The organism is Sanguibacter inulinus (assembly GCF_013415325.1).
Classification (GTDB): Bacteria; Actinomycetota; Actinomycetes; order Actinomycetales; family Cellulomonadaceae; genus Sanguibacter; species Sanguibacter inulinus.
Genome location: NZ_JACBYE010000057.1, coordinates 1 through 23,591, shown reverse-complemented (window position 1 = coordinate 23,591; position 23,591 = coordinate 1). Strand labels below are relative to the sequence as shown.

General features: G+C 70.6%; 19 protein-coding genes. 6 read left to right on the top strand and 13 right to left on the bottom strand.

Annotated elements, in window-relative coordinates; genetic code table 11:
* Nucleotides 1–52: 52 nt before the first annotated feature.
* The 6 genes from HZZ10_RS16650 (at nt 53) to HZZ10_RS16625 (ending at nt 6,595) form a co-directional block, all read left to right on the top strand.
* Complete coding sequence (locus tag HZZ10_RS16650) at nt 53–1,444, top strand: MFS transporter (RefSeq protein ID WP_179914360.1); 1,392 nt, start codon at nt 53–55, stop codon at nt 1,442–1,444.
* Nucleotides 1,441–2,475: an L-idonate 5-dehydrogenase gene (locus tag HZZ10_RS16645; protein ID WP_179914359.1), complete on the top strand. Its 1,035-nt coding sequence runs from the start codon at nt 1,441–1,443 to the stop codon at nt 2,473–2,475. Before HZZ10_RS16650 ends, HZZ10_RS16645 begins: the two co-directional genes overlap by 4 nt.
* A gap of 268 nt (nt 2,476–2,743) precedes the next feature.
* Nucleotides 2,744–4,741 (top strand): BCCT family transporter, encoded by a 1,998-nt coding sequence (locus HZZ10_RS16640; protein WP_179914358.1) that lies wholly within the window; start codon nt 2,744–2,746, stop codon nt 4,739–4,741.
* Between the two features lie 96 nt (nt 4,742–4,837).
* Nucleotides 4,838–5,356: a hypothetical protein gene (locus HZZ10_RS16635; protein ID WP_056135252.1), complete on the top strand. Its 519-nt coding sequence runs from the start codon at nt 4,838–4,840 to the stop codon at nt 5,354–5,356.
* The gene (locus HZZ10_RS16630; RefSeq protein ID WP_056135249.1) at nt 5,353–5,754 is read left to right on the top strand and encodes a hypothetical protein; all 402 of its coding nucleotides are present in this window, start codon (nt 5,353–5,355) and stop codon (nt 5,752–5,754) included. Before HZZ10_RS16635 ends, HZZ10_RS16630 begins: the two co-directional genes overlap by 4 nt.
* A gap of 97 nt (nt 5,755–5,851) precedes the next feature.
* Nucleotides 5,852–6,595: a Type 1 glutamine amidotransferase-like domain-containing protein gene (locus HZZ10_RS16625; protein ID WP_179914357.1), complete on the top strand. Its 744-nt coding sequence runs from the start codon at nt 5,852–5,854 to the stop codon at nt 6,593–6,595.
* Nucleotides 6,596–6,611: 16 nt separating this feature from the next.
* On the opposite strand, the gene HZZ10_RS16620 is transcribed toward HZZ10_RS16625, so the two are convergent.
* The 13 genes from HZZ10_RS16620 to HZZ10_RS16560 form a co-directional block, all read right to left on the bottom strand.
* Nucleotides 6,612–6,815, bottom strand: a complete 204-nt coding sequence (locus HZZ10_RS16620) for a hypothetical protein (RefSeq protein WP_179914356.1) — start codon at nt 6,813–6,815, stop codon at nt 6,612–6,614.
* Between the two features lie 53 nt (nt 6,816–6,868).
* Entirely contained in the window at nt 6,869–8,092 is a 1,224-nt protein-coding gene (locus tag HZZ10_RS16615; protein WP_179914355.1) for a hypothetical protein, read from the bottom strand.
* On the bottom strand, nt 8,089–9,276 hold the full coding sequence (locus HZZ10_RS16610; protein ID WP_179914354.1) for a GNAT family N-acetyltransferase: 1,188 nt from the start codon (nt 9,274–9,276) through the stop codon (nt 8,089–8,091). Before HZZ10_RS16610 ends, HZZ10_RS16615 begins: the two co-directional genes overlap by 4 nt.
* Entirely contained in the window at nt 9,273–10,307 is a 1,035-nt protein-coding gene (locus HZZ10_RS16605; protein WP_179914353.1) for a hypothetical protein, read from the bottom strand. Before HZZ10_RS16605 ends, HZZ10_RS16610 begins: the two co-directional genes overlap by 4 nt.
* Nucleotides 10,307–11,995, bottom strand: a complete 1,689-nt coding sequence (locus HZZ10_RS16600) for a phenylacetate--CoA ligase family protein (RefSeq protein ID WP_218928897.1) — start codon at nt 11,993–11,995, stop codon at nt 10,307–10,309. Before HZZ10_RS16600 ends, HZZ10_RS16605 begins: the two co-directional genes overlap by 1 nt.
* Nucleotides 11,996–12,143: 148 nt before the next feature.
* Complete coding sequence (locus HZZ10_RS16595) at nt 12,144–12,569, bottom strand: antitoxin HicB (RefSeq protein ID WP_179914352.1); 426 nt, start codon at nt 12,567–12,569, stop codon at nt 12,144–12,146.
* 12 nt (nt 12,570–12,581) lie between these two features.
* On the bottom strand, nt 12,582–12,791 hold the full coding sequence (locus tag HZZ10_RS16590) for a type II toxin-antitoxin system HicA family toxin (RefSeq protein ID WP_179914351.1): 210 nt from the start codon (nt 12,789–12,791) through the stop codon (nt 12,582–12,584).
* Nucleotides 12,792–12,861: 70 nt separating this feature from the next.
* Complete coding sequence (locus HZZ10_RS16585; RefSeq protein WP_228087738.1) at nt 12,862–14,016, bottom strand: glycosyltransferase family 2 protein; 1,155 nt, start codon at nt 14,014–14,016, stop codon at nt 12,862–12,864.
* Nucleotides 14,013–14,639 carry a hypothetical protein gene (locus tag HZZ10_RS16580; protein WP_056135231.1) on the bottom strand — a complete coding sequence of 209 codons (627 nt, stop codon included), beginning with the start codon at nt 14,637–14,639 and terminating at the stop codon, nt 14,013–14,015. Before HZZ10_RS16580 ends, HZZ10_RS16585 begins: the two co-directional genes overlap by 4 nt.
* 52 nt (nt 14,640–14,691) lie before the next feature.
* Nucleotides 14,692–17,094, bottom strand: a complete 2,403-nt coding sequence (locus HZZ10_RS16575) for a glycoside hydrolase family 3 C-terminal domain-containing protein (RefSeq protein ID WP_179914350.1) — start codon at nt 17,092–17,094, stop codon at nt 14,692–14,694.
* Nucleotides 17,095–17,267: 173 nt separating this feature from the next.
* On the bottom strand, nt 17,268–20,258 hold the full coding sequence (locus HZZ10_RS16570; protein WP_308507606.1) for a glycoside hydrolase family 3 C-terminal domain-containing protein: 2,991 nt from the start codon (nt 20,256–20,258) through the stop codon (nt 17,268–17,270).
* A gap of 145 nt (nt 20,259–20,403) precedes the next feature.
* Nucleotides 20,404–20,847 carry a hypothetical protein gene (locus HZZ10_RS16565; RefSeq protein WP_056135222.1) on the bottom strand — a complete coding sequence of 148 codons (444 nt, stop codon included), beginning with the start codon at nt 20,845–20,847 and terminating at the stop codon, nt 20,404–20,406.
* Nucleotides 20,848–20,996: 149 nt separating this feature from the next.
* Nucleotides 20,997–23,402, bottom strand: coding sequence for a glycoside hydrolase family 3 protein (locus tag HZZ10_RS16560; protein ID WP_179914349.1), 2,406 nt, complete (start codon nt 23,400–23,402; stop codon nt 20,997–20,999).
* Nucleotides 23,403–23,591: the final 189 nt, after the last annotated feature.

Here is a 23,591-nt window from a genome sequence, read left to right as displayed (position 1 = left end):
CGGACCCCCCTGCGCAGCATCGTTCCGCCCACGCGGAGCAAAGGAGCACACGATGACGCACGACAAGCCCACGACCGAGAAGCCCGGACCCGTGACCCGCACGACGGGTGACCTCAAGCGCGCCGCCGTCTCCGGCTGGCTCGGCACAGCCATGGAGTTCATGGACTTCCAGCTGTACTCCCTGGCCGCAGCGATCGTCTTCAACGAGATCTTCTTCCCCGACGTCAGCCCGGCGATCGGCCTCATCGCCGCGATGGGCACCTACGGGGTCGGCTACGTCGCACGCCTCGTCGGCGCCGTGTACTTCGGTCGCATGGGTGACCGCATCGGGCGCAAGCAGGTCCTCTTCATCACCATCGCACTCATGGGTGCGTCGACCACCCTCATCGGCGTCCTGCCCACCTACGCGCAGATCGGCATCGCCGCCCCGGCGCTGCTCGTGGTCCTGCGGCTCGTCCAGGGCTTCGGCGCCGGTGCCGAGATCGCCGGCGCGACGACCATGCTCGCCGAGTACGCCCCCGCCAAGCGCCGCGGTGTCATCGCCTCCCTCGTGAGCCTCGGCACCAACTCCGGGACGCTGGCCGCGACGGGCCTGTGGGCCATCCTCATCGCGGTGCTCTCCGAGGAGCAGCTGCTCTCGTGGGGCTGGCGCCTGCCGTTCCTGCTGAGCTTCTTCCTCATGATCCTCGCGGTCTGGATCCGCCGGAACCTCAAGGAGAGCCCGGTCTTCGAAGACCGCGCCGACCTCGACGAAGACGGTGTCGCCCTCAGCCGCGAGGAGATCGCCGCCCAGGCCGCGACGAGCGAGGAGAAGAGCGTCCTGGACGCGGCGCTCAAGCAGCGCAAGGGCAAGGCCTTCTTCATCGCGCTCGGTCTGCGCTTCGGCCAGGCCGGCAACTCGGGCCTCATCCAGACCTTCCTCGTCGGCTTCCTCGCCACGACCCTGCTGCTCGACCGCAGCATCGCGACCAACGCCCTGCTCATCAGCTCGGCTGTCGGCTTCGCGACGGTCCCCCTCGTCGGGCTCATCAGCGACCGTGTCGGTCGCCGCCCGGTCTACATGGCGCTCACCGTGATCTCGGGCATCCTCGCCTTCCCGCTCATGCACCTCATCGCCCAGGGGCACACGGTCGCGGTGACCATCTCGATGATCCTGCTGCACAACCTCGCGGTCCTCGGTCTGTTCTCCCTCGAGTCCGTGACGATGGCCGAGCTGTTCGGCGCCCGCACCCGGTTCACCCAGCTCGCCCTCGCCAAGGAGATCGGCGGCATCCTCGCGACGGCGATCGGCCCGCTGCTCGCCGCGACGCTCACCGCCGCGACAGGGTCCTGGTGGCCCATCGCCGCGATGCTCGTCGCGTACTCGGGCATCACGCTGATCTCCGCGATCGTCTCCCCCGAGGTCCAGGGCCGCGACCTCGTCCTGCTCGAGGACGCAGCATGAGGGCCGTCGTCGTCCACGGCGCCGGAGACCTGCGCGTCGACGAGGTCGCCGACCCCGTCGCGGGCCCGGGCGAGGTGGTCGTCGCGATGGAGTGGGGCGGCATCTGCGGCTCCGACCTCGCGTACTGGAAGCACGGCAGGTCGGGCACGGCTGAGCTCCGCCACCCGATGGTCCTCGGCCACGAGGTCGCCGGGCGCATCACCGCCCTGGGTCAGGGTGTGCGCGGGCTCGAGACCGGGCAGGCTGTCACCTTCCAGCCCGCCCAGCTGGTCGGCGACGGGATCATGCCCGAGCGCCTCGCCGGACGCACGAACCTCTACCCCCAGGTGCGGTACTTCGGCTCGGCGGCCTTCGACCCGCACACCGACGGCGGCTTCAGCGAGCTCCGCGCCGTCCGGGCGGAGCAGGTCCGACCGCTGCCCGACTCGGTCTCCACCCGCCGTGGTGCTCTCGCCGAGCCGCTCGCCGTCGCGCTGCACGCTGTCGGCCGGGCACCGAGCCTCACCGGTCGGACCGTGCTGGTCAACGGGGCGGGCCCCATCGGGTCCCTCGTCGTGGCCGCCGCGAAGCACGCCGGGGCGGCCCACGTGATCGCCGCCGACCTCGCCCCGGCCTCCCTCGAGGTCGCCCGCGCGATGGGCGCGGACTCGACGGTCGACCTGACGACAGGCACGCTGCCCGAGGACGTCGAGCTCGTCTTCGAGGCCTCCGGTGCACCGGCCGCGATCGGGGCCGTGCTGCGCGCGACCGCGAAGGGCGGGACCGTCGTCCAGGTCGGCAACCTGCCCGGGACCGCCGCCGAGGTCACCCTCGGCGACCTCGTCACCCGCGAGCTCACGTGGATCGGGTCGTACAGGTTCTCCGAAGAGGTCGACGACGCGATCCTCGCGCTCGCCGACGGCCTCGACGTCGACCCGCTGATGACCCACACCTTCGGCATCGAGGACGCGGGCGAGGCGCTGCGGACCGCGGCCGACAGGACGTCCGGGAGCAGCAAGGTCATGCTGCGGCTCGGCGGCGACCAGGGCTGACGCCGCGGGGATCACCTCGGAGGGGCGGGCCCACCCCCACGGCGGCGGGCCCGCCCCTCGGCAGCGCCGAGACCACGTGGCGGAGCACCGCCGGCTCGCCGCGCGTAGGTTGCTCGGTCTGCCTCTCGCCTCGCGGCACTCGTGAGCCTGGAGTATCTTTTACTCCTTTGTGCCCGCGCCATGACTCACCGTCGACGGTGCGGGGACCTCACGACGTGGCCCGCCACCGAGGGCCACGTCACGATCTGCCAGGACGGACCACTCCCCCATGCGTCAGTCACGGAAGCCCCCTGCGTCACCGACGGACCACACCCCGCCCGAGGAGCACCGTCAGGGCCGAGGCCCGACGGGCGGCCCCCTCGACCGCGCCAAGAGCATGACCCGCACCCTGCGCACCAAGACCCGCGACGAGCCCGTGCACCCGGCGCTCATCCCCGGCATCGGTGTCGACAAGACGGGTCGTTCCTTCAGCATCAACCGGACGGTCCTCGCGGTCGCCGGGGCCCTCACGGCGGCGGTGGTCGTCTGGGGCTTCGCGGCCCCGGGGTCGCTCTCCGACACCGGCACCACGGCGCTCGCCTGGGTCATGGCCAACTTCAGCTGGCTGTTCGGCAGCCTCGCGATCGTCGTCGCGATTTTCATGCTCGTCGTGGGCTACGGCCCCACTGCTGGCATCACGCTCGGCGAAGACGACGAGAAGCCCGAGTTCTCGATGATCAGCTGGATCGCGATGCTCTTCTCGGCGGGCATCGGCATCGGGCTGCTGTTCTACGGACCGTACGAGCCGCTCACGTACTTCCTCGAGCCGCCGCACGGCTTCGACGACGCCCCGGGCAGCGCCGACGCCATGCAGACAGCGCTCGCGCAGACCATGCTCCACTGGGGCCCGGTCGCCTGGGCCATGTACGCCCTCGTGGGCGGCGCCATCGCGTACAGCTCGTACAGGCGCGGACGGCCCCCGTTGATCTCCGCGATCTTCGAGCCGGTCTTCGGCCCCGGACGCCGCAACCCCCTCGGCGCGACCATCGACATCTTCGCGATCATCGTGACGCTCTTCGGCACCGCGGTGTCGCTCGGCATCGGAGTCCTGCAGATCAGCCGCGGCTTCCAGGTGGTCTCGGGCGCCGGACCCGTCGGCAACGGGTTCCTCGTGGGGCTCATCGCCGGGCTCACCGCACTCTTCGTCCTTTCCGCGGTCTCCGGGGTCAAGCGCGGCATCCGGGCCCTCTCGAACGTCAACATGGCACTCGCGGGGGCGCTCGCGCTGTTCGTCTTCGTGGTGGGACCGACGGTGTTCTTGCTCAACCTCCTGCCCTCGGCTGGAGTCGCCTTCGTCGACGAGCTCGGCACGATGCTGGCCCGCAACCCCGACCAGGGCGAGGACGCTGCCGCGTTCATGTCGGCGTGGACCACGTACTACTGGGCGTGGTGGGTGTCGTGGACCCCGTTCGTGGGGCTCTTCATCGCCCGGATCTCGCGCGGGCGGACGCTGCGTCAGTTCGTCACCGTCGTCATCATGGTCCCCTCGGCCGTCTGCCTCGTGTGGTTCACGATCGTCGGCGGCACGTCGATGTGGATGGAGTCCCGCGGCGACGGCATCAGCGAGGCGGGCAGCCCCGAGGCCATGCTCTTCGAGGTCCTCGGCAACCTGCCCTTCGGCGGGGTGCTGTCGGTGATCGCGATGGTCTCGATCATCATCTTCTTCGTCACGTCGGCCGACTCTGCGTCGATCGTCATGGCGTCGCTCAGCCAGAACGGGAAGCCGCTGCCGTCCAAGCGCGTGACGATCATGTGGGGCGTGGCTCTCGGGCTCGTGGCCTGCTCGCTGCTGCTCGCCGGCGGCCAGGACGCGCTCTCCGGGCTCCAGGCGATCATGGTGGTCTCGGCGCTGCCCTTCGCGGTCGTGGTCGTCGGGGTCATGGTCGCGTGGGCCAAGGACCTCCGCAACGACCCGTACATGCTCCGCAACCGCTACGCGAAGACCGCGATCGACCAGGGTGTGCGCCGCGCGATCGAGGACCACGGCGACGACTTCGTTTTCGGGTCGGACGTGGTCCCGGCCGAGGAGGGCGCCGGGGCGTGGCTCGACACCGACGACCCCGCGCTCACGGAGTGGTACGTCGAGGCGCAGGACGACTCCGTGACCGAGCCTGCGAAGACCAGTTCCGAGCCCGCGCTCACCGGCGAGACCGCCGCGGTCGAGGCCATCGAGGCCGCACCGGAGCCGGGAGCGATCGAGGCCGGGCCCGCGGGACGTCGAGAGTAGGAAAGCTGTCCACAGGCATCTGAGCGGGAGGCCTTGACGCCCTTGACGGTGGTAGCGTCGCTCATGGACACCTTGACGGCCTTGACAGGAGCAGCGATGGCGACGGAGCAGACCTACCACCAGCAGGTGGTCGACGAGATCAGTGCGCAGCTCGAGGCACGGCTGCGGACCGTCGACGTGTCGACGCTCGGCTCGCCGATCGATCTCGCCCACCAGATGGCGGCGGTGATCCCCCGGAGCAGCGAGCATCCCTGGGCTCGCCAGATCGGGCCGTTCTACGACACGGCTGCCGTCAGGGTGCTCTTCGGTTCCAGCAAGGCTGCAGTCTCGGACCGCGTCAAGCGGGGCACGCTGCTCGGCGCACTCACGGCGGGCGGCCCGATGGTCTACCCCGTCTTCCAGTTCGACGGGCGTGACGTCCACCCGGGCATCAAGGCGACCCTCGCAGAGTTCAAGGGGTCAGGGATCGACGCCTGGTCCATCGCGTCCTGGTTCACAGTTCCCGCAGCGGACCTCGACGGCACGACCCCCGCCGCCTGGGTCCGCGCCGGCCACGACGTCGGGGCTGCACGCGAGCTCGCGCGGGAGACCGTCACGCGGTGGAGCTCTCCGTGACAGGAGTGCCGCGTGCCGCCTCGACCCAGCAGCCGCCCGACCCCGACGTGGACCTGACAGCCTTTCCCGCACGCATGGTCGCGGTCGGCACCCAGTGGCATCGCGAGCACGGCCCTCGTCATCGGGTCGTCCCGGAGCTGGTCGTCATGCGCCCGTACGACACCCCTCGCGCCTGGGCGCACGCCTTCTTCGACTCCGGCTTCCAGGGGATCTGGGGCACCCTGCGGCACTCGAGCGGGACGAGCAGGGGGCTCTCCGTCTTCGGGCCGAGCGGACCCCGCGACTGGCCCGTCGACCCACACCCGACCCGGCTCAGCGATCTCCTGGAGGGCATGGCAGGCATGGCAGTCGTCAGACCTCCGTCGCTCGACGAGATCACCATCGTGCCACCGGCCTGACCCCGGAGGCCCTGGAGGCGACGGAGGCCCCCGAAGGAACTGGAGCGTCGAGGACACGCATCTCGGTCGGGCCCTCCACTCCCGATACCGTGCAGGCATGACTGCTTCGTGTCCGACGATCCTCGCGACGAGTGCCGGGTTCGTCCCGCACCCTCGTCTGCGCTTCACCTTCGGCCCGATGATGGCGCTGGCCGTCGACCTCGCCTCCGAGAGGGGCGTGGTCGACGGCCAGCGCGCGCGCATCTGCGTCGTCGGGACGGCGTCGGGGGACGACGCGCGCTTCCAGCGAGACATGGACGAGGCCGCGCGCGACTCCGGGTACGAGCTGCAGCACCTGTCGCTGTTCTCGCAACCGAACGTCGACGACGTGGAGTCCTACCTCCGGGGCTTCGACGTCGTGTGGGTCAACGGCGGGTCGGTGGTCAACCTGCTGGCCGTGTGGCGGGCGCACGGGCTGCCCGAGATCTTCCGCACGCTCTGGCAGGAAGGGGTTGTGCTGGCCGGGATCTCGGCGGGCTCGCTCTGCTGGTTCCAGGGTGGGACGACAGACTCCTTCGGGCCGGAGCTCGCCCCGGTCACCGACGCGCTCGGGTTCCTCCCCTACGGCAACAGCGTCCACCACGACTCCGAGGACGGACGCCGTCCGCTGATCCACCGGCTCGTCGCCGACGGCACCTTCTCCGAGGCGCACTGCACCGACGACGGTGCGGGCCTCGTCTACCGCGGCACCGAGCTGGCCGAGGCCGTCACGGAGAAGGAGGGGGCATCAGCCTGGCGGGTGCGGCGTGGCGCGGACGGCACGACGGTCGAGGAGCAGGTCCCGACGCAACTGCTCGCCTGAGGGCGGCCGCGCGCCGTCAGCGCCGGTACTCCGGCGTGGGCAGAGGGACACGGTCGGGGTTGCGCAGCACCCAGCGCACGGACTCCTCGGTCAGCACGTCGACAGCGGCCCTGTCGAAGCAGCCTCCACGGAGTCTGCCGAGGGCTCTGTCGACACGTGAGAGCGACGTCTCGTCGAGCGTGGTGCCGCTCCGGACGTGCTCGCCGAAGGCGAGGAGCATGCGGTCGAAGTCCTCGTCCCAGCACCCGGCCCGGGGAGCCCCCTCTCGCGAGGTCAGGCTCCGTCGAGCCTCGGTGACCGTGCCACCGGACCGCTCGCGATCCCCGTGCTGAACACGGAGAGTGCGACCTCGGACCGTCGCAGGCCGAGCCGACGGCGGAGAGCACCGTGGGCGGCGGGTGAGTCGACGACCTCCGAGTGCGGTGCGACGACGAGTCCTTCGACGTGGGCGTGCAGCCAGAGGCGCTGGAGCGCCCGACCGGCCTCGACGGCTGCGTCCTCGGGGATACCGATGCGGCTCTCGACAGGCTGCATCACGGGGGCGCGTCCGGCACCGCTGACGCCAGCGGTGCCGGCACGAGCCCCGGGGTCCGCGACGAGCACGAGATGACGGACCCTGACGTCGGACTGGTCCTCAGGACGTCGTGGCAGCGGGCGGCCGCGGCCGAGCCCTTCGACCGCGCGGCCGACCATCCCAGCCATGGCGACCAGCGGGTCGTGCAGCGCGGGGCGCCGGGTGAAGGGCGCGGCCAGACGCGCGACAGGTGCGGGCAGGGCCAGCATCTGGTCGGTCATGCCGTCGAGCGCGTAGCGGGGGTGGTCTGGGCTCAGGCGCAGCCACCGGACCAGCTCGGCAGCGACGGTAGGTCGCGACGCCGTGTACGCGGTGCCGAGGCGGACGAGCTGTCGCATCGCGGGGTCGTCGACCTCGAGCAGACGCAACCAGGCAGGTAGCCGCGGGGAGTCGCGCCAGACGTCCGGGGCTGGCAGGAGCGTCCCACGGAACACGCGCCGGTCACGGACGTGCGCCGCTGTGAAGCCGTCGGTGGTCGTCAGGCCCGGGGTGACGCCTCCGGCAGAGGCATGGGCATGGACGTCGGCATCGGTGAACGTCAGCCGCAGCACCGGCAGCCCAGGGTCGGCCGGACCCTCGACCGGGAGGTCTTCGAGCAGGCACAGCGCCGGCAGCGGCTCGACCGAGACGACGAGCCCGTCCGCGGCCGCGACGACGGCGAGGCTCTCGACCCAGGCTCCGAGAGACAGCAGCAGGTCCCGGAACGTCGGGTCGCCCGCGGGCAGCGTGCGGCTCGGGACCACCGACACCTCGACGGCTCCGTCGACGACGCGCGGCGCCCACGGCTGCGTGTTGTGCGCGGACGGGGCACGGCCGGCGGCCCGGACGTAGCCTGCGAGCCGGGCGTCCAGGGCGTCGGGGACCGCTCGACCATCCACGGGTTCGTCGGTGCTGCGGCGGTCGGCGTGGGCGCGGTCGGTCATGTGAGTCCTCTGTCCGGTCGGGCGGTCGAGGGGACGACGCCCCGGGTGTAGAAGGTGTACCCGTGCAGCGGTCGTCCGCCCATCCGGGCGAAGGCTCGTGCAGAGCCGGGGTTGTCACGGCCCACGTAGGTGCTGCGCAGCCGCGTGTACCCGCCGGCGGCGAGGTTGGCGTGCAGCTCACGGGTGAGCAGCGACAGCACGCCGTGCCCCTGCCGGGCGGGCTCGGTGCCTTGCACCACGAGCACGGCCTCTTCGCGGTACCGGCCGCGGGTCGCGAGCAGCTGCAGCTGGCGCAGCGGGCCGAGCCTGCCGCCGCGGCGTTGGAGGAACCGCGTGATGTCAGGGATGACGAGCACGAAGCCCACAGCCTCACCCGACCCGGCGTCCCGCGCGAGCAGCAGGAGCCTCTCGTCAAGCAGGAAGGACAGGCCGTCGGTCGCCGCAGCCATCTCCTCGGGGGTGATCTGCGTGTAGTACGGCAGCTGGGCGAAGGACGAGTTGAGGAGGGTGAGCAGCTCGGGCACCAGGTGCCGGACCTTCCGCCGGGTGCCGTGCTCGAGCGTCAGGCCGGCGCGCGACCACTCGTCGGGTGTCGGCCTCCTTGCGGCCGTGCTGCTCTCCCCAGGACCAGCACTCGCTCCGTCGCCGGCGAGCGCGGCACCCGGTGCGGGGATGTCGACCACCCACGTGTCGGACTCCCCCCACCGCTCGAAGCCGAGGGCCTCGTACATGCCCGGGTACCACTGCGGGTTCCACGCGGACTCGACGAAGCCGCGCTCGTCGAAGCCCGAGGTGATGACCCCGCCCGCCTGGTTCGGCAGGAGGGACACCGGACCGAAGAGCTGCTCGGCGCCGGCGGCGCGAGCCCTCTCGTCGAGGGCGGCGACAAGCTCGGCGGCCGCGGCGTCGTCGGCGATCTCGGTCGCCCCGAAGAGCAGCGAGCGCACGCCGAGCCGAACGTCGAGACGGGTGTCGGTGTGCGCGGTCGAGCGTCCGACGACGGTCCCCGACGCATCGCGGACGAGCAGCAGCTCGACCGGGCCGGGGTGCGGGCTCGTCCCGCGCCACCACGACTCGACCGTCGAGGCGAGGAGCGGGACGGCGAGGTCCCGGGGGTGCAGCCGTCCGGGCAGGTCGAGGAACTCCCGCAGCTGGCGCCGGGTCCGGACCGTCTCGACCCTCACGAGGAAGCTCCGCCCGGGTGCTCGTCCGCCGTGCCGTGCGTGTCCGGGGCGCCGCGGTCGTCGACCGGGCGGTGCACGTCCACCCGGTCGCCCCCATCCGTGGCGCCACCGGGCTCAGCGGCGACGTGCAGCCGGATGTACCCGCCCGTCCCGTTGCGGGTACCCCGGGTGATCCACTGCATGAGGCGACGGTGCTCGGGCAGCCGCGCGAAGACCAGCAGGTCGTCGCGCGTCTCGAAGAACGCGAGCGTGCCGAGCGTGAACGGCGCCTCCCAGTACACGGCGTGCCACAGGTACCCGTGCATGCGACGCATCTTCGCGACCATGGGGAACCACTCACGTGAGAGGACCAGCCACGAGCGCAGCCCGCGGTACCGGGTAGCACCGATGAACATCGCGTGCGCGTCGACCGGTGACCCGGGTGCTCGCACAGGCCCCCGAGGCCTGCGACCTGCACGGCCGCCTCGTCGGCTGCTCGCGCCTCGCGCGGTGACGCGAGGGTCGGCGACGAGCGGCGGCTCGACCCCGCGCTCGACCTCGCGGGTGACAGGCGTGAAGCGCTCGACGTGCGCCATCGTCGGCCCCTCCGCGCGCCACACGCCGTTGGAGTACCCGGACTCCTCCGCGACCAGGACACGGGTGCGGACCGTCGCTCCCCGGCCGTCCGCCGCGAGCGCCTCCGCGAGCGCGAGCGCCTGCTCTGCTGTCTCCAGGTAGGCGATGACGCCACGGACCCGCTCGGGTTCGCGCAGCCTGTAGGCGGTCTGCCAGACGGCGCCGTCGACGGTGGCCGAGGTCCGGCGGGCTCGGCGCGCCCAGGAGCGGGCTGCCCGGCGCACGTCGGCGCTAGCGCCGCCGGTGCCGCTGGTGCCGCTGGTGCCGCTGGTGCCGCTGGTGCCGCTGCCACCCGACGCCCTCGCGTCAGGCACGTCAGGCGCGTCAGCAAGCTCGGCCACTTCGGCCACCTCGGCGACGACCATCGCCGCGGCGCGCGCCTGCCGTGGCGCTCGGGAGAAGTCAGTGGTCCGCATCAGCGCTCGCGGGAGTCGTCGACAGCCGCGGCTGGCACCGCACCGGCGGAGCCCGGGCTCCGGTCGGACTCGTCGACGAGGTAGACGTTCTTGATCTTGGTGCTCTCGCCCTCGAAGGGCCCGGTGCCGTGCGCATGGACCTCGATGCGCACGTCGGCGGCGGTCGGGTCTTCCTCGAGGGACTGGGCGATGTCCCGCGACACCGCGGCGAGGTGGGTGAGGACACCGGCAGCCGAGCGCTCGGCCAGCTCGGCGCGTCCGGCGTCGTCGAGGTGGGCGTCGGCGCGGAGCTGGAGGTGGATCACCGGGCGCTGCTCGTGCTCGCCCACGTCGACGAGGGCGAGGCGGAAGGACTCGATGTCCGCGGCGTGCGGGTTGTCGAGGTAGAGGCCGTTCTCGACGTCGAGCGGGTAGATGTTGGCGCCCATGTACGAGATGGTCGAGTCCTTGCGGCCGAAGAGCAGCACGAAGGGCAGCTTCATCCGCTGGGCCGCGAAGACCCGCTCGAAGGCCAGAGCAAGACGTGACCGCTCCCCGCCGGGCTCGCGGAGCACGGCCGCGCGCATCTCGGGGAAGGTGACGATCTTCGCCTCGTCGCCGATGTCGTAGCGGAGCTTGGGGCTCATGATGTCCGAGGAGTTGAGCGTGACGAGCAGCTCGTCGTCGGCGGTGGTCTCGAGGTAGGTCTCGAGGGGGTTGTACTGGAAGATCATCGGCGTGCGGTGCTCGTCCTCGCCGAGGATCTCGGTGCGCAGCCTGTCGTTGGTCAGCAGCGCGCGCCGCAGCCACACCGACAGGTCGCTCTCCCCGGCCATCCCGATCGTCAGGTCGGAGGCACCGTAGCCGGAGTACACGCGCCCGAAGCGCTCTTCGAGGTAGTCGCGCAGCCCTTCGGTGAGCGCCTCGCCGCCGACGAAGCCGTTGAGGTCGTAGCGGTCCCAGTCGAATCCCTCGGCGTCGAGGCGGTCGCGCAGGTGCTTGAGGAACGGCGGGTAGGCGCTCACCAGGTAGGTGTACCGGGGCCCGAAGTGCCGGAGGGTGTCGACGATCTTGTCGATCTCCGGGCCGGTGTTCTTGACCATCGCGATCTTGGACATCGCGATGCCGGTGTTGGTGCCCGTGGCCCAGGCCCCCATCGAGAAGGCGTTGATGGCGAAGAGCCGCTGCGTGCCGAAGAGCTGGGTGATGTAGCCGGCGACGTTCTTGTGCACGGTGTTGAGCTCACGCTTCGACCGCATCCAGTTGTAGGGCGTGCCCGACGAACCGCTCGACTCGTCGACGACGGTCCCGACGGTCTCGATGACACCGTGCCAGCAACGCTGGTCCTCGGGGTAGCGGTCCACGTAGTCGTGCTTGGAGGTCGGGCGGTAGCTCGTGAGGTCCCACCAGCGGAACCTGAACCCGCCCTCCTCGACGTATCGCGTGTACGCGGGGACGTCGAGGTACGCGTGCTGGCAGATCATCCAGGCGTTGAGCCGCGCGAAGCGCTCCATCGCCGGGTGGTAGTTGCGGGCGGTGAACCGCCAGATCGCCGGGTGGATGCGGTAGACCCTGAAGGCTGTCGTCACCGCGGACGTCGCGAGCCGCAGCGCCGCCTGACGCAGGGCGCTCGTCGGCCGGTCGTCCGGGACGGTCGAGCCGGGCGGTACTGCCGGTGCTGTCGGCGCCGGTCGTGACGGCTTGCTCACGGAGACCTCCTGCCGGGCGCCCCACCTGCCGTGGGGAGCGGTGCGCCCAGTCTGCCGCCTCAGGCCTCACCCGCCCATGGGGACATCAGTCCTGCGTGGGCAGGCTGGTGGTGACTCCTCGGCGGACTGAGGCTTCAGGCGTCAGTACTCAGCCAGCGGCGCGACGGCGTGGTGCGCTCGACCTCTCACGGTCCCTGACAGTGCTGAGCTGATAGACGCGTTGCTTGCTGATACCGAGGACGTAGCTCGTGTCGATCACGGTCCACCCCTGCTCGAGGAGCGCGTCGACCGCGGCGCGTCGCCGTGCGGCAGCCTGCACCTGCGCCACTCGCGCCTGCTCCTCGTCCAGGGCGGCCTGCCTCCACTCCGCCAAGACGCTCTCCGGCGTCCGCACCGAGACGTCCACAGAGATCGACTCCGGCGGCACGTCCAGCCACATCGCCGCGACCCCCTGCGCCTCGTGCTCGACCTCCGACAGACTCGTCGCCTGCCCGCCCGTCCCCAGCTCGGGGATCTCGAAGACCCACCAGCGTCCGTCACGGACGACCTCGACGGCGTACGTTGCCTTGTCCATCGACCGACCTCTCTACTGCCACGACTCGGGGAGCGACACGCCTGCGCGCCTCAGCTGCTGCAAGACTCCCGCCGACACTTCCTTGTGCCCAGCAGGGATTACGATCTTCGCCGAGCCGTCAGGAAGCCCCCAGACCTCGTGGCTGCCTTGTCCGTCCCTGAGGAAGACCCACCCCGCGTTCCGCAGGTGCTTCATGACGTCGCGGGTCTTCTGCGGCTTCACGCCACGATTCTAGCCCTGGGTTGAATGGCCAGACAAGAGGGGGTGGACAACCACGGTCGACCACCTGCGGTCAGCTGAAGCCGACCACCCGCTGGGCGACCCTGTACGCCAGGACGGAGACACGACGGCCGGCCGGGCCGGGGAGGTTGGTGAGCTGGCCGATGGCGCTCCAGCGCAGGCGTCGGTAGAGCCAGGGATCCTCGCGGCGGATCTCGCCCCACAGCTGGTCCTTCTCCGCGAGCGAGGCGCGGGTCCCGGACCGGACGAGCAAAATCGACGACACCGCGCAGATGATCCGCACGTAGTGCAGCCTGTAGTCGCGCATCCGCTTGTCCTCGACCTCGGTCGACCGCAGGTGGCGCAGCATCATCCAGTTGACCCGCAGCTGCTGGTCGAGGCGCCGGAGCATCACGGACTCGTGGACCGACTGGTCCTCGCGGCCGATGAAGTACCTGTAGAGGTCGACGTCGAGGTAGTACGCCGACCGCACGCGTGCCAGCGGCACGAAGGCGTAGAGGTTGTCGACGTAGAAGGTGTGCTCGGGGAGCTCGAGGCCGACCTCGCGCAGCAGGCCTGTGCGGTAGATCATCGAGTGCATGAGCAGGTACTGGCGCTTGCGGAACCGCCGCGTCTGCGACCAGGAGAACACCCGGCCGCGCGGCAGGGCGTTGCGGTAGCGGACCGCGACCTTGCGCCGCTTGCCGACCTTCTCGTAGACGAAGTTCGACACCACGAGGTCGACGTCCGACCCTGACGTCGCGAAGCCGCGGAGCGTGTCGAGGACCTGGGCGAGCGCCGCCTCGTCGACCCAGTCGTCGCTGTCGACGACCTTGAGGTACCGACCCCGCGCCCGCGCCAGCCCGGTGTTGATGGCGGAGCCGTGCCCGCCGTTCGGCTTGCTCACGAGCACCACCGCACCGGGGAACCTGTCGACGTAGGTCTGCGCGAGGGCTGCGGTCCCGTCGGTCGAGCCGTCGTCGACGACGATGATCTCCAGCTCAGACCCGGCGCCCACGAGAGTGTCGAGGCACCTGTCCAGGTAGTCCTGCGAGTTGTAGCTCGGGACCACGACCGACAGCAGCGGCTCGGGGACCGGGGCGAGGACCTCGACCCTGGAGCCAGGCGCGACGGACACCCCCGTCCGGGGCCCGGCCGTCGCACCCCGTCGACGGGACACCGGCACGTCGTGCCGGGTGTGGGTGGGGACGTGCGCCTGGGTGCTCATGCCTTCTGCTCGCTCGGCTCAGCGGCGGCCCCGGAGACGGGGTCGCTCTTGAAGATCACCTTGAAGATCGGGAAGAAGACCCAGAAGGAGATCGCGCTGTTGATGATGACGGTGACGAAGTCGGCGAGCGTCTCCCCCGTCCCACCGAGCCCCCAGGTGTCGATGAGCAGGTCGTAGATCGGCGCCTTGTACAGGCCCTGGAGGGCCGCGGCACCGATGGTGATGAGGACGTACGCCACGAGGTACCAGAACGCCGCCCGGCCGATGCTGCTGCTCGACTTGAAGGTGATGCTCCGCTGGGCGAAGAAGTTGATGACCTGCGCCACGAGGATGGTGATCTGGACCGCGAGGAAGTATGCCAGACCGCCCCCGCCGAGCGGCAGGGCGCCCGCGGCGTAGTCGAAGACGTAGTACGCCGAGCCGTCGGTGTTCGACCCGATCTGCCAGTGCTGGAACGCGGTGTCGATGAGGGCGGTGTGGCTGAAGGCCCACTTGACGAGGGGCATGAGCGCGAGCTGGAGGGCGGTGACCCCGTTGCTCAGCGCGAAGAACACGACGAACTGCGCGACGCCCGGTCGGGCTTCGGCAAATCGGCTCCAGGCGGCCTTGAGGCGCGTGACCATGATGTTCGTTCTCTCTTCGGTCGGTGCTCGGGTAGCGGTGGGGGGTGCGCGGTCAGGACGCGTCGCGCAGCGCGCGGGCGGTCCGACGGTTGGCGCGCAGGTTGCGGACGAGGCCGCGCACCGTGGCCGCCCCGCCGGTCAGCAGGTGGCCGTTGACGACGCGGACGATGCCGTCGACCATCTCGGTGCTCACCCAGCCGTTGGTCATCTTCCCGATCGCCCGGAAGGGCATGTTGAGCAGGAAGAGCGTGTTGAGGTCGGGCGTGCCCTTCTTCTCGCTGCGCCGCAGCTGCCAGGTCAGGACCCTGTGGGCGAGGCGCGCGAGCGGGCTGCGCGCGGTCCCCATCCGTCCGAGGGCGTCGTTGGGACCGAGCTCGCCGGTCCAGCGGGCCTGCGGCAGAGGCCTCCCGAGCAGCGCGGCGAACTCGGCGTCGGGCACAGACTGCACCCGGCCCGAGACGTAGCCGGGCAGCGCCGGGTCCGGCTGTCCTGCGGGCTTCGTGCCGCGGACGGTCAGCGGCGCGGAGAGCCTGAGGTCGTCGACGTGCGCGCCGACGAGCACCGTGTACTCGCCCTGCTCGACCTGCCATGCGCCCGACTCGACGTCGTAGTGGCGGAAGGCCTTGGCGTCGAGCGGGATCGTCACGACCACGCTCTCCCCCGCGGCGACCTCGGCACGGGCGAAGGCCTTGAGCTCACGGTCGGGCCTGTGCACCCCTGCGGAGTCCCGCCGGACGTAGACCTGGACGACGTCGGCGCCGTCGCGCTCGCCGGTGTTGCGGACCGTGACCTGCACGCTGTCCTGGGACACCACGAGGTCGCTGTGCTCGAAGCTCGTGTACGAGAGCCCGAAGCCGAAGGGGAAGGCCACGGGGACGTCGGCCGTCGTGTAGTACCTGTAGCCGACGTAGAGGCCCTCGCGGTACTCGGCTGTGCGCTCGGTCCCGGGGAAGGTCAGGGCTGTCGGGGTGTCGGCGAGCGAGAGCGGCACGGTCTCCGCGAGCCGACCCGACGGGTCGACGACCCCGGTGAGGACGTCGAGGAGCGCACCGGCCCCGGCCTGCCCGGCCAGGTACCCGTGGACGAGCGCACGGCACGACCCGGCCCACGGCATCTCGACGACACCTCCGGCGCTCAGCACGACGACCACCTCGGGGTTGGCCTCCGAGACGGCTGCGAGCAGCTGGGTCTGGGCGTCGGGCAGCCGCAGGTGCGTCCTGTCGAGCCCTTCGGACTCGGCGATCTCGTCGAGACCGAGGAAGAGCAGGACGACGTCGGCTCTGCGGGCTGCCGCGACGGCCTCGGCCACGAGGTCGGCGTCGGGCGCGCTGCCCCGCCGGAAGCCCTGCGCGAAGCCCGTCGTCGTCAGGCCGCTGCCGTCGATCGTGTCGAGGATGCTGTCGAGCCGCGTGGGGTTCACCGCCGACGAGCCCGCCCCCTGGTAGCGCGGGGTCTGCGCGAAGTCGCCGATCACGGCGACCCGGGTGCCTGCCGCGAGCGGGAGCCGCGCGTCGTCGTTCTTGAGGAGGACGGCACTGCGGGCTGCGGCCCGACGCGCCAAGGCGTGGTGGGCGTCCTGGTCGACCGGGGCAGCGGTCCCCGGTGTGCGGGACTCGGCCACGAGGGTGCGGAGCTCGGCGACGCGTGCGTCGAGGTCGGCGAGCGGCAGACGGCCGTCCTCGACCGCCGCGACCAGCTGCCGCGCCGAGTCGAGGCCCGCGGCCGGCATCTCGAGGGTGCTGCCTGCGCGCACGCCCTCGACGATGTCGTTCGAGCCGCCCCAGTCGGTCACCACGGCTCCTGTGAAGCCCCACTCGTCGCGCAGGATCGACTGCAGCAGGTGGGGGTTCTCGTTGGCGTAGACGCCGTTGACCAGGTTGTACGCGGACATGATCGCGCGCGGCGCGGACTCCTCGACGACGATCTCGAAGCCTGTGAGGTAGATCTCGCGGAGGGTGCGCTCGTCGACGACGGAGTCGTTGACCATGCGGCGCAGCTCTTGGCTGTTGGCCGCGAAGTGCTTGGGGCAGGCCGCGACACCCTGGGACTGGATGCCACGGACGTAGCCTGCGGCAAGCTTCCCGGAGAGGATCGGGTCCTCGGAGAAGTACTCGAAGCTCCGGCCGCCGAGCGGGCTCCGCTTGATGTTGAGCCCCGGGCCGAGCAGCACGTCGACCTCCTGGTGGGCGGCCTCGGCTCCGAGCGCCCGGCCGATCTCCTCGGCGAGCTCGGGGTCCCAGCTGTTCGCGATCGTCGCGGCCGTCGGGAAGCAGGTGGCCTGCTGCGAGGCGTGCAGACCGAGGTGGTCCGAGGAGCCCAGCTGCTTGCGGACGCCGTGCGGTCCGTCCGCGAGGAACAGCGAGCGGATCCCCGCCCGCGGGACCGCGCGGGTCTCCCACACGTTCTTCCCGCTGAGGAGCGCGGCCTTCTCGAGGACCGTGAGTTCTGCCGTCATGACCTGCTGCTTCCTTCGTGTGTCCTGGTGTGGGCGTCCGGCGGGTGCTGGGCAGGGCGGCCCAGCACCTCGTGAGCCCGGTCTGGGACAGGGCTCCGTCCAGGGGCCCGGTCCGGGTCCGCGTCAGGCAGGCGGTGGAGACCACCTGCCTGACGCGGGGCGACGACTCGTCGTCAGGCGGAGACGTGCTCGTCGTGCGACTCGGTCGCGACCACGGAGCTGTCAGCCCCGCGGTGACGCCGGACCCGGCGCGTCACCATGAAGATGCCGCCGGCCACGAGCAGCCCGAGCAGGATGCTCGCGCCGATCTGGACGTAGACCCAGGTGGGCGGCGTGTAGTCGACGGTCGCGCCGGGGGCGATCCCGTTCATCGCGTTGGAGTTGGTGACCGTGAACAGGATGTTGTGGGTCGCCTCCCGGATGTCGGTCCGGGCCTTGGCGGACTCCGTGTCGGCGAGGGACTTCGACGGCTGGAAGGTCAGCGTGAGGTCCGTGCCGGCACTGATGCTCTGGTTCGGGTTCATGTACGGGTAGAGGTTGAAGTCCGAGATGGCGAAGCCCTCGAAGCCCCACTCCCCGCGCAGCACGTCCGTCATGAGCGCCTCGGAGCCACCGGCCCACACGGCGCCGATCCGGTTGAAGGAGCTCATGATCCCGCCGGCGCCGATGGTCGTCTCGGCGATCGTGCCCTCGTCGTCGGAGATGTAGCGCACCGGCATCGAGGTGTCCTTGACGACCATCTCGAAGGGCTTGAGGTAGACCTCGCGGATCGTCTGCTCGGTCGCCCACGTCGCGATGCCGTTGTTGACGCGGTTGGTCTCCTGCTCGTTGAGCGCGAAGTGCTTGAGCATCGTGTAGACGCCCTTGCTCGCTGCGCCGTTCGACACGGCTGTCGCGAGCGCGCCGGACAGCAGCGGGTCCTCGGAGTAGTACTCGAAGTTGCGTCCGCCGAAGGGCGAGCGGTGCAGGTTGACCGCGGGGGCGTACCAGCCGTTGAGGTCCTTCTGGAGCACCTCGTTGCCGATCATCGTGCCCATCGCGGAGCCGAGCTCGACGTCCCAGGTCTGGGCGATGAGCACCTGCGACGGGTAGGCGACACCGTTGATCGAGGAGTTGATGAAGGAGGACAGCCCGGCGGGGCCGTCGGGCTCGACGGTCGCCGGCTTGGCGATCGAGCCGATCGCGGCCGTCTGGTACGCGCCGTTGAGCAGCATGTCGGTCATGTCGCCTGTCGAGAGCGAGTCGAGGAGCGAGTCCCAGGCGGGGTCGTCCTTCGGCAGACCGCGGAGGTCGACGAGCGCCGTCTCGGTGGCTGCGTCCGTCGTCGGGTCCTCACCGTCGAAGGCAGCAGCCTGTGCCTCGTGGTCCCAGGGCTTGAAGTCCTCGACCGTCGCGTCGCTCGCGACGAAGAGGTCCGGGGTCGGCGCCGTCGGGAAGGTCCCGGCGAAGTCGGCCCGCGACATCGAGAGGACCTTGCCCTCTTCAGGCTCGGTGGTGAACTGCGCCGAGACGTCGTCGAAGCGGTTGGTGACCTCGGAGAGGTCGGTCGACCTGTGGTCCTCGCCGGAGTACACGACGTCGGAGTCGACCGTGTACGTGATCGGCTCGGTCCCGGGCGCCACGGTGTGCGAGTCGGTGCGCAGTGTGAGCGCGTAGTCGCCGGCCTCGAGGACGTAGGCCTGCTCGCCGAGGTGGTCGTAGGAGGCCATGTCCTCGACGGCGATCTCGAGGGTCACGGTCTCGCTCGCGCCGGGCTCGAGGAGCCCGGTCTTGGCGAAGCCGCCGAGCACGACGTCAGACTTCTCGATGCCGCCGGGGGTGTAGGGCGCGGAGTAGTACAGCTCGACGACGTCCTTGCCGGCGACGTCACCGGTGTTGGTGACCTCGACCGTCGCGGAGATCGTCCCGTCCACGGCACCGGCCTCGCTGCCCACCAGCTCCCACGTGAAGTCGGAATAGCTCAGGCCGTAGCCGAAGGGGTAGACGACGGCCTCGTCGTAGTCGAGGAAGCCCTCGGCCGCGGCCGTCTCGTAGTAGCGGTACCCGACGTAGATGCCCTCGGCGTAGTTGACGAAGGGCGCGTCCGGGGTGACGGTCGCGTTGGAGGTGGCGGTCTCGATCGCGGCGACGGGGAAGGACGCCTCGATGTTGTCGTAGACGAACTCGCCGAAGTTCGCGAAGGTCGGGTCGGCCGTGAAGTCGGCGGCCCAGAGGTCGGCCGTGCGGCCCGAGGGGTTCACGTCACCGGTGATGACCCGACCGAGGGCGTTGAAGCCCGTCGCGCCGGGTGAGCCGGCGAGCAGGATCGCGTCGATCTCGGGGTCGTCCTGGAGGGCGCCCATCTCGAGGGTCGTCGAGGCGTTGACCACGACGACCACGGTGTCGAAGCTGTCCTTGGCGAGCTCGACGAGGTCGCGCTCGTCGGCGTTGAGCTCGAGCTGGTGCTCACCGGGCTCGGCGGTCTCGCCCTCGGCGACCATGTCCTGCGTGAGGTCGCCGCCCTCACCGCCGGGTCGGCCGATGAAGATGATCCCCGCGTCAGGGTTCTCCGCGAAGGAGCCCGCCTGCGCCTCGTAGGAGGTCACCGGGAGCTCGCCGACGGTGTACGTCGACGCCTCGGGGTTGTCCATCTCGATGTGCCCGCGAGGGTTCTCCTCGGCGAAGGTGCTGATGACGCCGAAGACCGTGTCGTTGACCGTGAGGCCCGCGTTCTCGAGCCCACCGCGCGCGGTGACGGCAGAGTTCGTGTCGACCGAGCCGGAGCCGGAGCCGCCGAAGACCGGGTCGGCCGCCGCGCGGCCGAGCATCGTGACCTTCGAGGACGCCGCGAGGGGCAGCGCGCCAGCCTCGTTCTTGGCCAGGACGATGCCCGAGGCCGCGATCTCCTCGACGAGGGACTTGGCGGCCTCGTCGACCTCGTCGATCGAGGCGAAGTCTGACGTGTAGTAGTCGGTGTCCCACTCAGCAGACTTCTCGGCGTTCGTGAAGGTGTAGGTCCCAGACCCGAGCTGGGACGCGACCCAGCCGCCGGCGACGTTGAGCCCCACGTTGGCCACCACGGTCACGACGGTCACCGTGGCCAGCACGGGGACCCAGATCCCCAGGTACTTCTTGTTCGACATCGGCGTCTTCGCGCGATCGGCATTCTTCGCCTTGGCGTTCACTGCGTTCTCCCTCGGGTGCGAGCGGTGATCAGGTCAGGGGGTGGGATGCTCGCTGCTCACCGCTGCCTTGCGATCGGGTGGTGCTGCGGTGCGCCGGAGGCCCGGCGTCCCGCGGGGTGCCCGGCCTGAGGACCGGGCGCTGCTGCTACTCGGCAGCAGTGATGGTGCCGTCCTGGTCGATCACCCAGGTCTCGCCGGTCGCGGCGGAGTCGGCGTCGATCGTGTACGCGCCGTCGGTGATCGTCACGGTGCCCTGCACGCGCGAGGCGGCGTCCGAGGGGGTGTACGGCACGACGAGCATGCCGTACTTGACGGTCGGCGCCTTGACGTCGCTCGCCAGCATGATCTGACCCCAGGAGTCGTCCTCGGCGAGCGCGTCGGCGACGGCCGTGCGGGCGGCCTCGAGGTCTTCGGCGACGTCGACGTCCGCTGCTGCGGTGTCCGACCCTCCGTCGGCTGCTGCTGTCGTGGCGCTCGCCGAGGAGTCGCTCGAGCTGCTGTCGTCGCTGCCGCACGCGGCGAGCCCGAAGGTCGCCGTGACGGCGATGGCCAGACCGAGGCTCCTGGTGAGCATCGTGTTCCGCTTCATGTCTTCTCCTGTGAGGTGAGGTGTGGCGGCGGGCCTGCCCCGCTGCCTGTCGTGCGTCCCGGTACCTGCGGGCGCTGGTCGCGCCTGCCGGGCCGGTCCCCGGGTGGCCGGCGGCCTGCGCCGCCGACCACCCGGGCTCGTGCTCTGGTTCAGTCGGCGATCGGGCCCGAGTAGCTCAGACCGAAGCCGAACTCGTAGGCGTTGCCGGCCGAGTCGACGTAGGGCTCGGTGTCTTCGCCGACGTCTTCGAGCTGCGCCTCGACGGCGTCCATCGACGCCGGGAAGCCGATCGGCAGACGGCCCTGGGGCTCGTGCAGACCGAGGGCGACCTCGATGAGCGCCTGGTCGCTGATGCCGAAGCCGACGAGGATCGCGTCGGAGGCGGCCTCGAACTCGGTCGGGACCGTCGGGTTCTTCGCCTTGAGCAGCGTGATCACCGGGATGTCCTTGCCGCTGGCCTCGACCGCAGCCGTCGCCCGCTCGAAGGAGTCGAGGGCGGACTCGTTCGCGATCCGTGACGTCGCGCCGAGGTAGGAGCGGTTCTCCTGCGTGCCGTCCGGGAGGATGTCACCCGAGATCGAGACCTCACGGACGTTCTCGCCGTCCGCCGTGTACGGGCGGTATTGCAGGGACAGCGGGTACCAGGCGCCGGTCTCGGCGTCCTGCCCTGCGCTCGTGAAGTTGCTGCCGTTGTTCGGGCTGGTCATGCCGACCAGGACGAGGTCGACGTCGGTGAGGTCAGGAGCCGTGTAGCTGGTGACCACGCCGTCGGCGTCCTCGACAGCCTCGTCCGTGACGACGGTGCCGAAGTACTGCTCGGCGGTCTCGACGTCCAGACCAGGACCCTCGACGTACTCGCCGGGTCCGAAGGTGCCGTCGAAGCCGGTGTCGTAGGACCGCGGGATATAGACGGTCTTGTCCTTCCACGACTCGACGTCGGAGGCGGCGACGGTCTCGCCGTCGTTCTTGAGCATCACCGTCGAGGCGAGCTGGGCCGCGTAGCCGGCAGCCACCTTGTCCTCGGAGGCGAGGACGGCCTCGGACTCCTCGAGGTCGAGGAAGGCGTTCTCGTAGAGGCCAGGCTGGAACAGCATCGTGAGGATGCGGGTGCCGGACTCGCGGAACCGGGTGTCGGCGTCCACGTCGTTGGTCCCGGCCTCGAAGTCGGCCTGCCACATGTCGTAGGCCTCGAGCACGGGCTCGACGGCGTTGTTGCCGCCGAACATGTCGACGTCGTTCTTGAGGACCGCGTAGTGGCGCTCGGCGACGGTCATGTCGTCGGCTCCCCACGAGGTGCCGATCATCGCGTCAGGGTCGGTGCTGCCGCCGGCCGTGACGGCCCAGTCGGTGACGACCACGCCGTCGAAGCTCTCGCGCAGGAGGCCCGTGCGGACCGAGTCGTAGGCGCTGCCGACGCGCTCGCCGAACAGCGGCTCGCCGTCGCCGTCGAGGGCGATCGAGTAGGCGGTCATGACGGCCGCGGAGTCGACAGCACCGAGGAAGGCCTCGGTGTGCGCGTCGAAGTTGTCGCCCGGGTACACGCCGTACTTGCCGACCGAGGTGTGCGACTCGCGGCCGCCCTCACCGGGGCCGTCGCCGGCCCAGTGCTTGATCATCGCGGCGACAGACTCCGAGCCCCAGCCGTCGGTCTCGGGCGAGCTCTGCAGCCCGTCGACGAGGGCCGCAGCCATCTCGCTCGTGAGCTCGACGTTCTCACCGAAGGTCCCGTCGACCCGGAGCCAGCGCGGCTCGGTCGCGAGGTCGATCTGCGGGCTGAGCGCCGTGGTGATGCCGAGCGCGCGGTACTCCGCGGAGGACATCTGCGCGAAGGCGCTGACCTGCGCGACGTCGAAGGTCGAGGCGAGGCCGAGGTTCGAGGGCCAGCGCGAGATGTCGCCCGAGGCGTTGTAGCTGCCGCCGCTCTCCGCGGTCGAGCGCGGGTCAGAGCTGAAGTTGACCGGGACGTAGGGCTCGTCCTCGGTGATCAGCGACTCGGCGTGCGCCTGGAGCTGGTTGGACCACGTGACGTTGGCCTCGACGTCGTTGGGGCCGGCGTTGAGCACGTTGCGCAGGCGTGACTCTTCCATGTACGTCTTCTGCGCGTCGGTGATGCCGTCGGCGGGCGAGCGCTCGTGGGAGCTGAAGAGCATGAGCCCGGCGATCTGCTCGACCGAGAGCTCCTCGGCGAGCGCGGCGGCGCGGATGCTGTCGTCCTCGCGCCAGTCCTCCCACGTGTCGAGGGTCCCGTTGGCGTTCATGTCCTTGAAGGCGAGGGTCGAGCCGTCGACCTCCTCGGAGAGGATCTCGATCCCGCTGTCTGCGCCGTAGGAGAGGACAGGGCCGTCGCCCGGGTTGGTGACGACGGTGAAGGTGGTCTTCCCGTCGGTGACCTCACGCGTCGTGAAGGTGCCCGTGGCGCCCTCGGTCGTGCCGTCCGCCGGGGTGCTGCCGGAGCACCCGGCGATCGCGAGCATCGCCAGACCGGTGAGCGCCGCTGCCCCCTGGATGCCCTTCGTCGTGCGGTGGCGACGTGGTGCCGTCGTCGTAGTCTTCATCGACCTTCCCTCTCCTTGCGCGTGCCTGACGCACGCGTGTCGTCATCGACTGTCGGGCCCCACCACAGTCGTCGGGTCCCAGCGAGACCACTGAAGCGCACCCCGGGAGCCGCGCCTGGCCGTCCTGCAGAACCTGTCGTTCTGGGTGCACAACCTGTCGCCGGGAGCGGTCCCAGGCGGGGGCAGAGG

What these genes read in the sequence shown, in the direction of transcription:
- HZZ10_RS16620 (WP_179914356.1), bottom strand. Translation starts at nt 6,815, where the DNA reads ATGCTCCTCGCCTTCGGCGAGCACGTCCGGAGCGGCACCACGCTCGAC.
- HZZ10_RS16560 (WP_179914349.1), bottom strand. Translation starts at nt 23,402, where the DNA reads ATGAAGACTACGACGACGGCACCACGTCGCCACCGCACGACGAAGGGC.
- HZZ10_RS16575 (WP_179914350.1), bottom strand. Translation starts at nt 17,094, where the DNA reads ATGACGGCAGAACTCACGGTCCTCGAGAAGGCCGCGCTCCTCAGCGGG.
- HZZ10_RS16605 (WP_179914353.1), bottom strand. Translation starts at nt 10,307, where the DNA reads ATGCGGACCACTGACTTCTCCCGAGCGCCACGGCAGGCGCGCGCCGCG.
- HZZ10_RS16615 (WP_179914355.1), bottom strand. Translation starts at nt 8,092, where the DNA reads ATGACCGACCGCGCCCACGCCGACCGCCGCAGCACCGACGAACCCGTG.
- HZZ10_RS16650 (WP_179914360.1), top strand. Translation starts at nt 53, where the DNA reads ATGACGCACGACAAGCCCACGACCGAGAAGCCCGGACCCGTGACCCGC.
- HZZ10_RS16585 (WP_228087738.1), bottom strand. Translation starts at nt 14,016, where the DNA reads ATGAGCACCCAGGCGCACGTCCCCACCCACACCCGGCACGACGTGCCG.
- HZZ10_RS16565 (WP_056135222.1), bottom strand. Translation starts at nt 20,847, where the DNA reads ATGAAGCGGAACACGATGCTCACCAGGAGCCTCGGTCTGGCCATCGCC.
- HZZ10_RS16645 (WP_179914359.1), top strand. Translation starts at nt 1,441, where the DNA reads ATGAGGGCCGTCGTCGTCCACGGCGCCGGAGACCTGCGCGTCGACGAG.
- HZZ10_RS16625 (WP_179914357.1), top strand. Translation starts at nt 5,852, where the DNA reads ATGACTGCTTCGTGTCCGACGATCCTCGCGACGAGTGCCGGGTTCGTC.
- HZZ10_RS16635 (WP_056135252.1), top strand. Translation starts at nt 4,838, where the DNA reads ATGGCGACGGAGCAGACCTACCACCAGCAGGTGGTCGACGAGATCAGT.
- HZZ10_RS16595 (WP_179914352.1), bottom strand. Translation starts at nt 12,569, where the DNA reads ATGGACAAGGCAACGTACGCCGTCGAGGTCGTCCGTGACGGACGCTGG.
- HZZ10_RS16640 (WP_179914358.1), top strand. Translation starts at nt 2,744, where the DNA reads ATGCGTCAGTCACGGAAGCCCCCTGCGTCACCGACGGACCACACCCCG.
- HZZ10_RS16580 (WP_056135231.1), bottom strand. Translation starts at nt 14,639, where the DNA reads ATGGTCACGCGCCTCAAGGCCGCCTGGAGCCGATTTGCCGAAGCCCGA.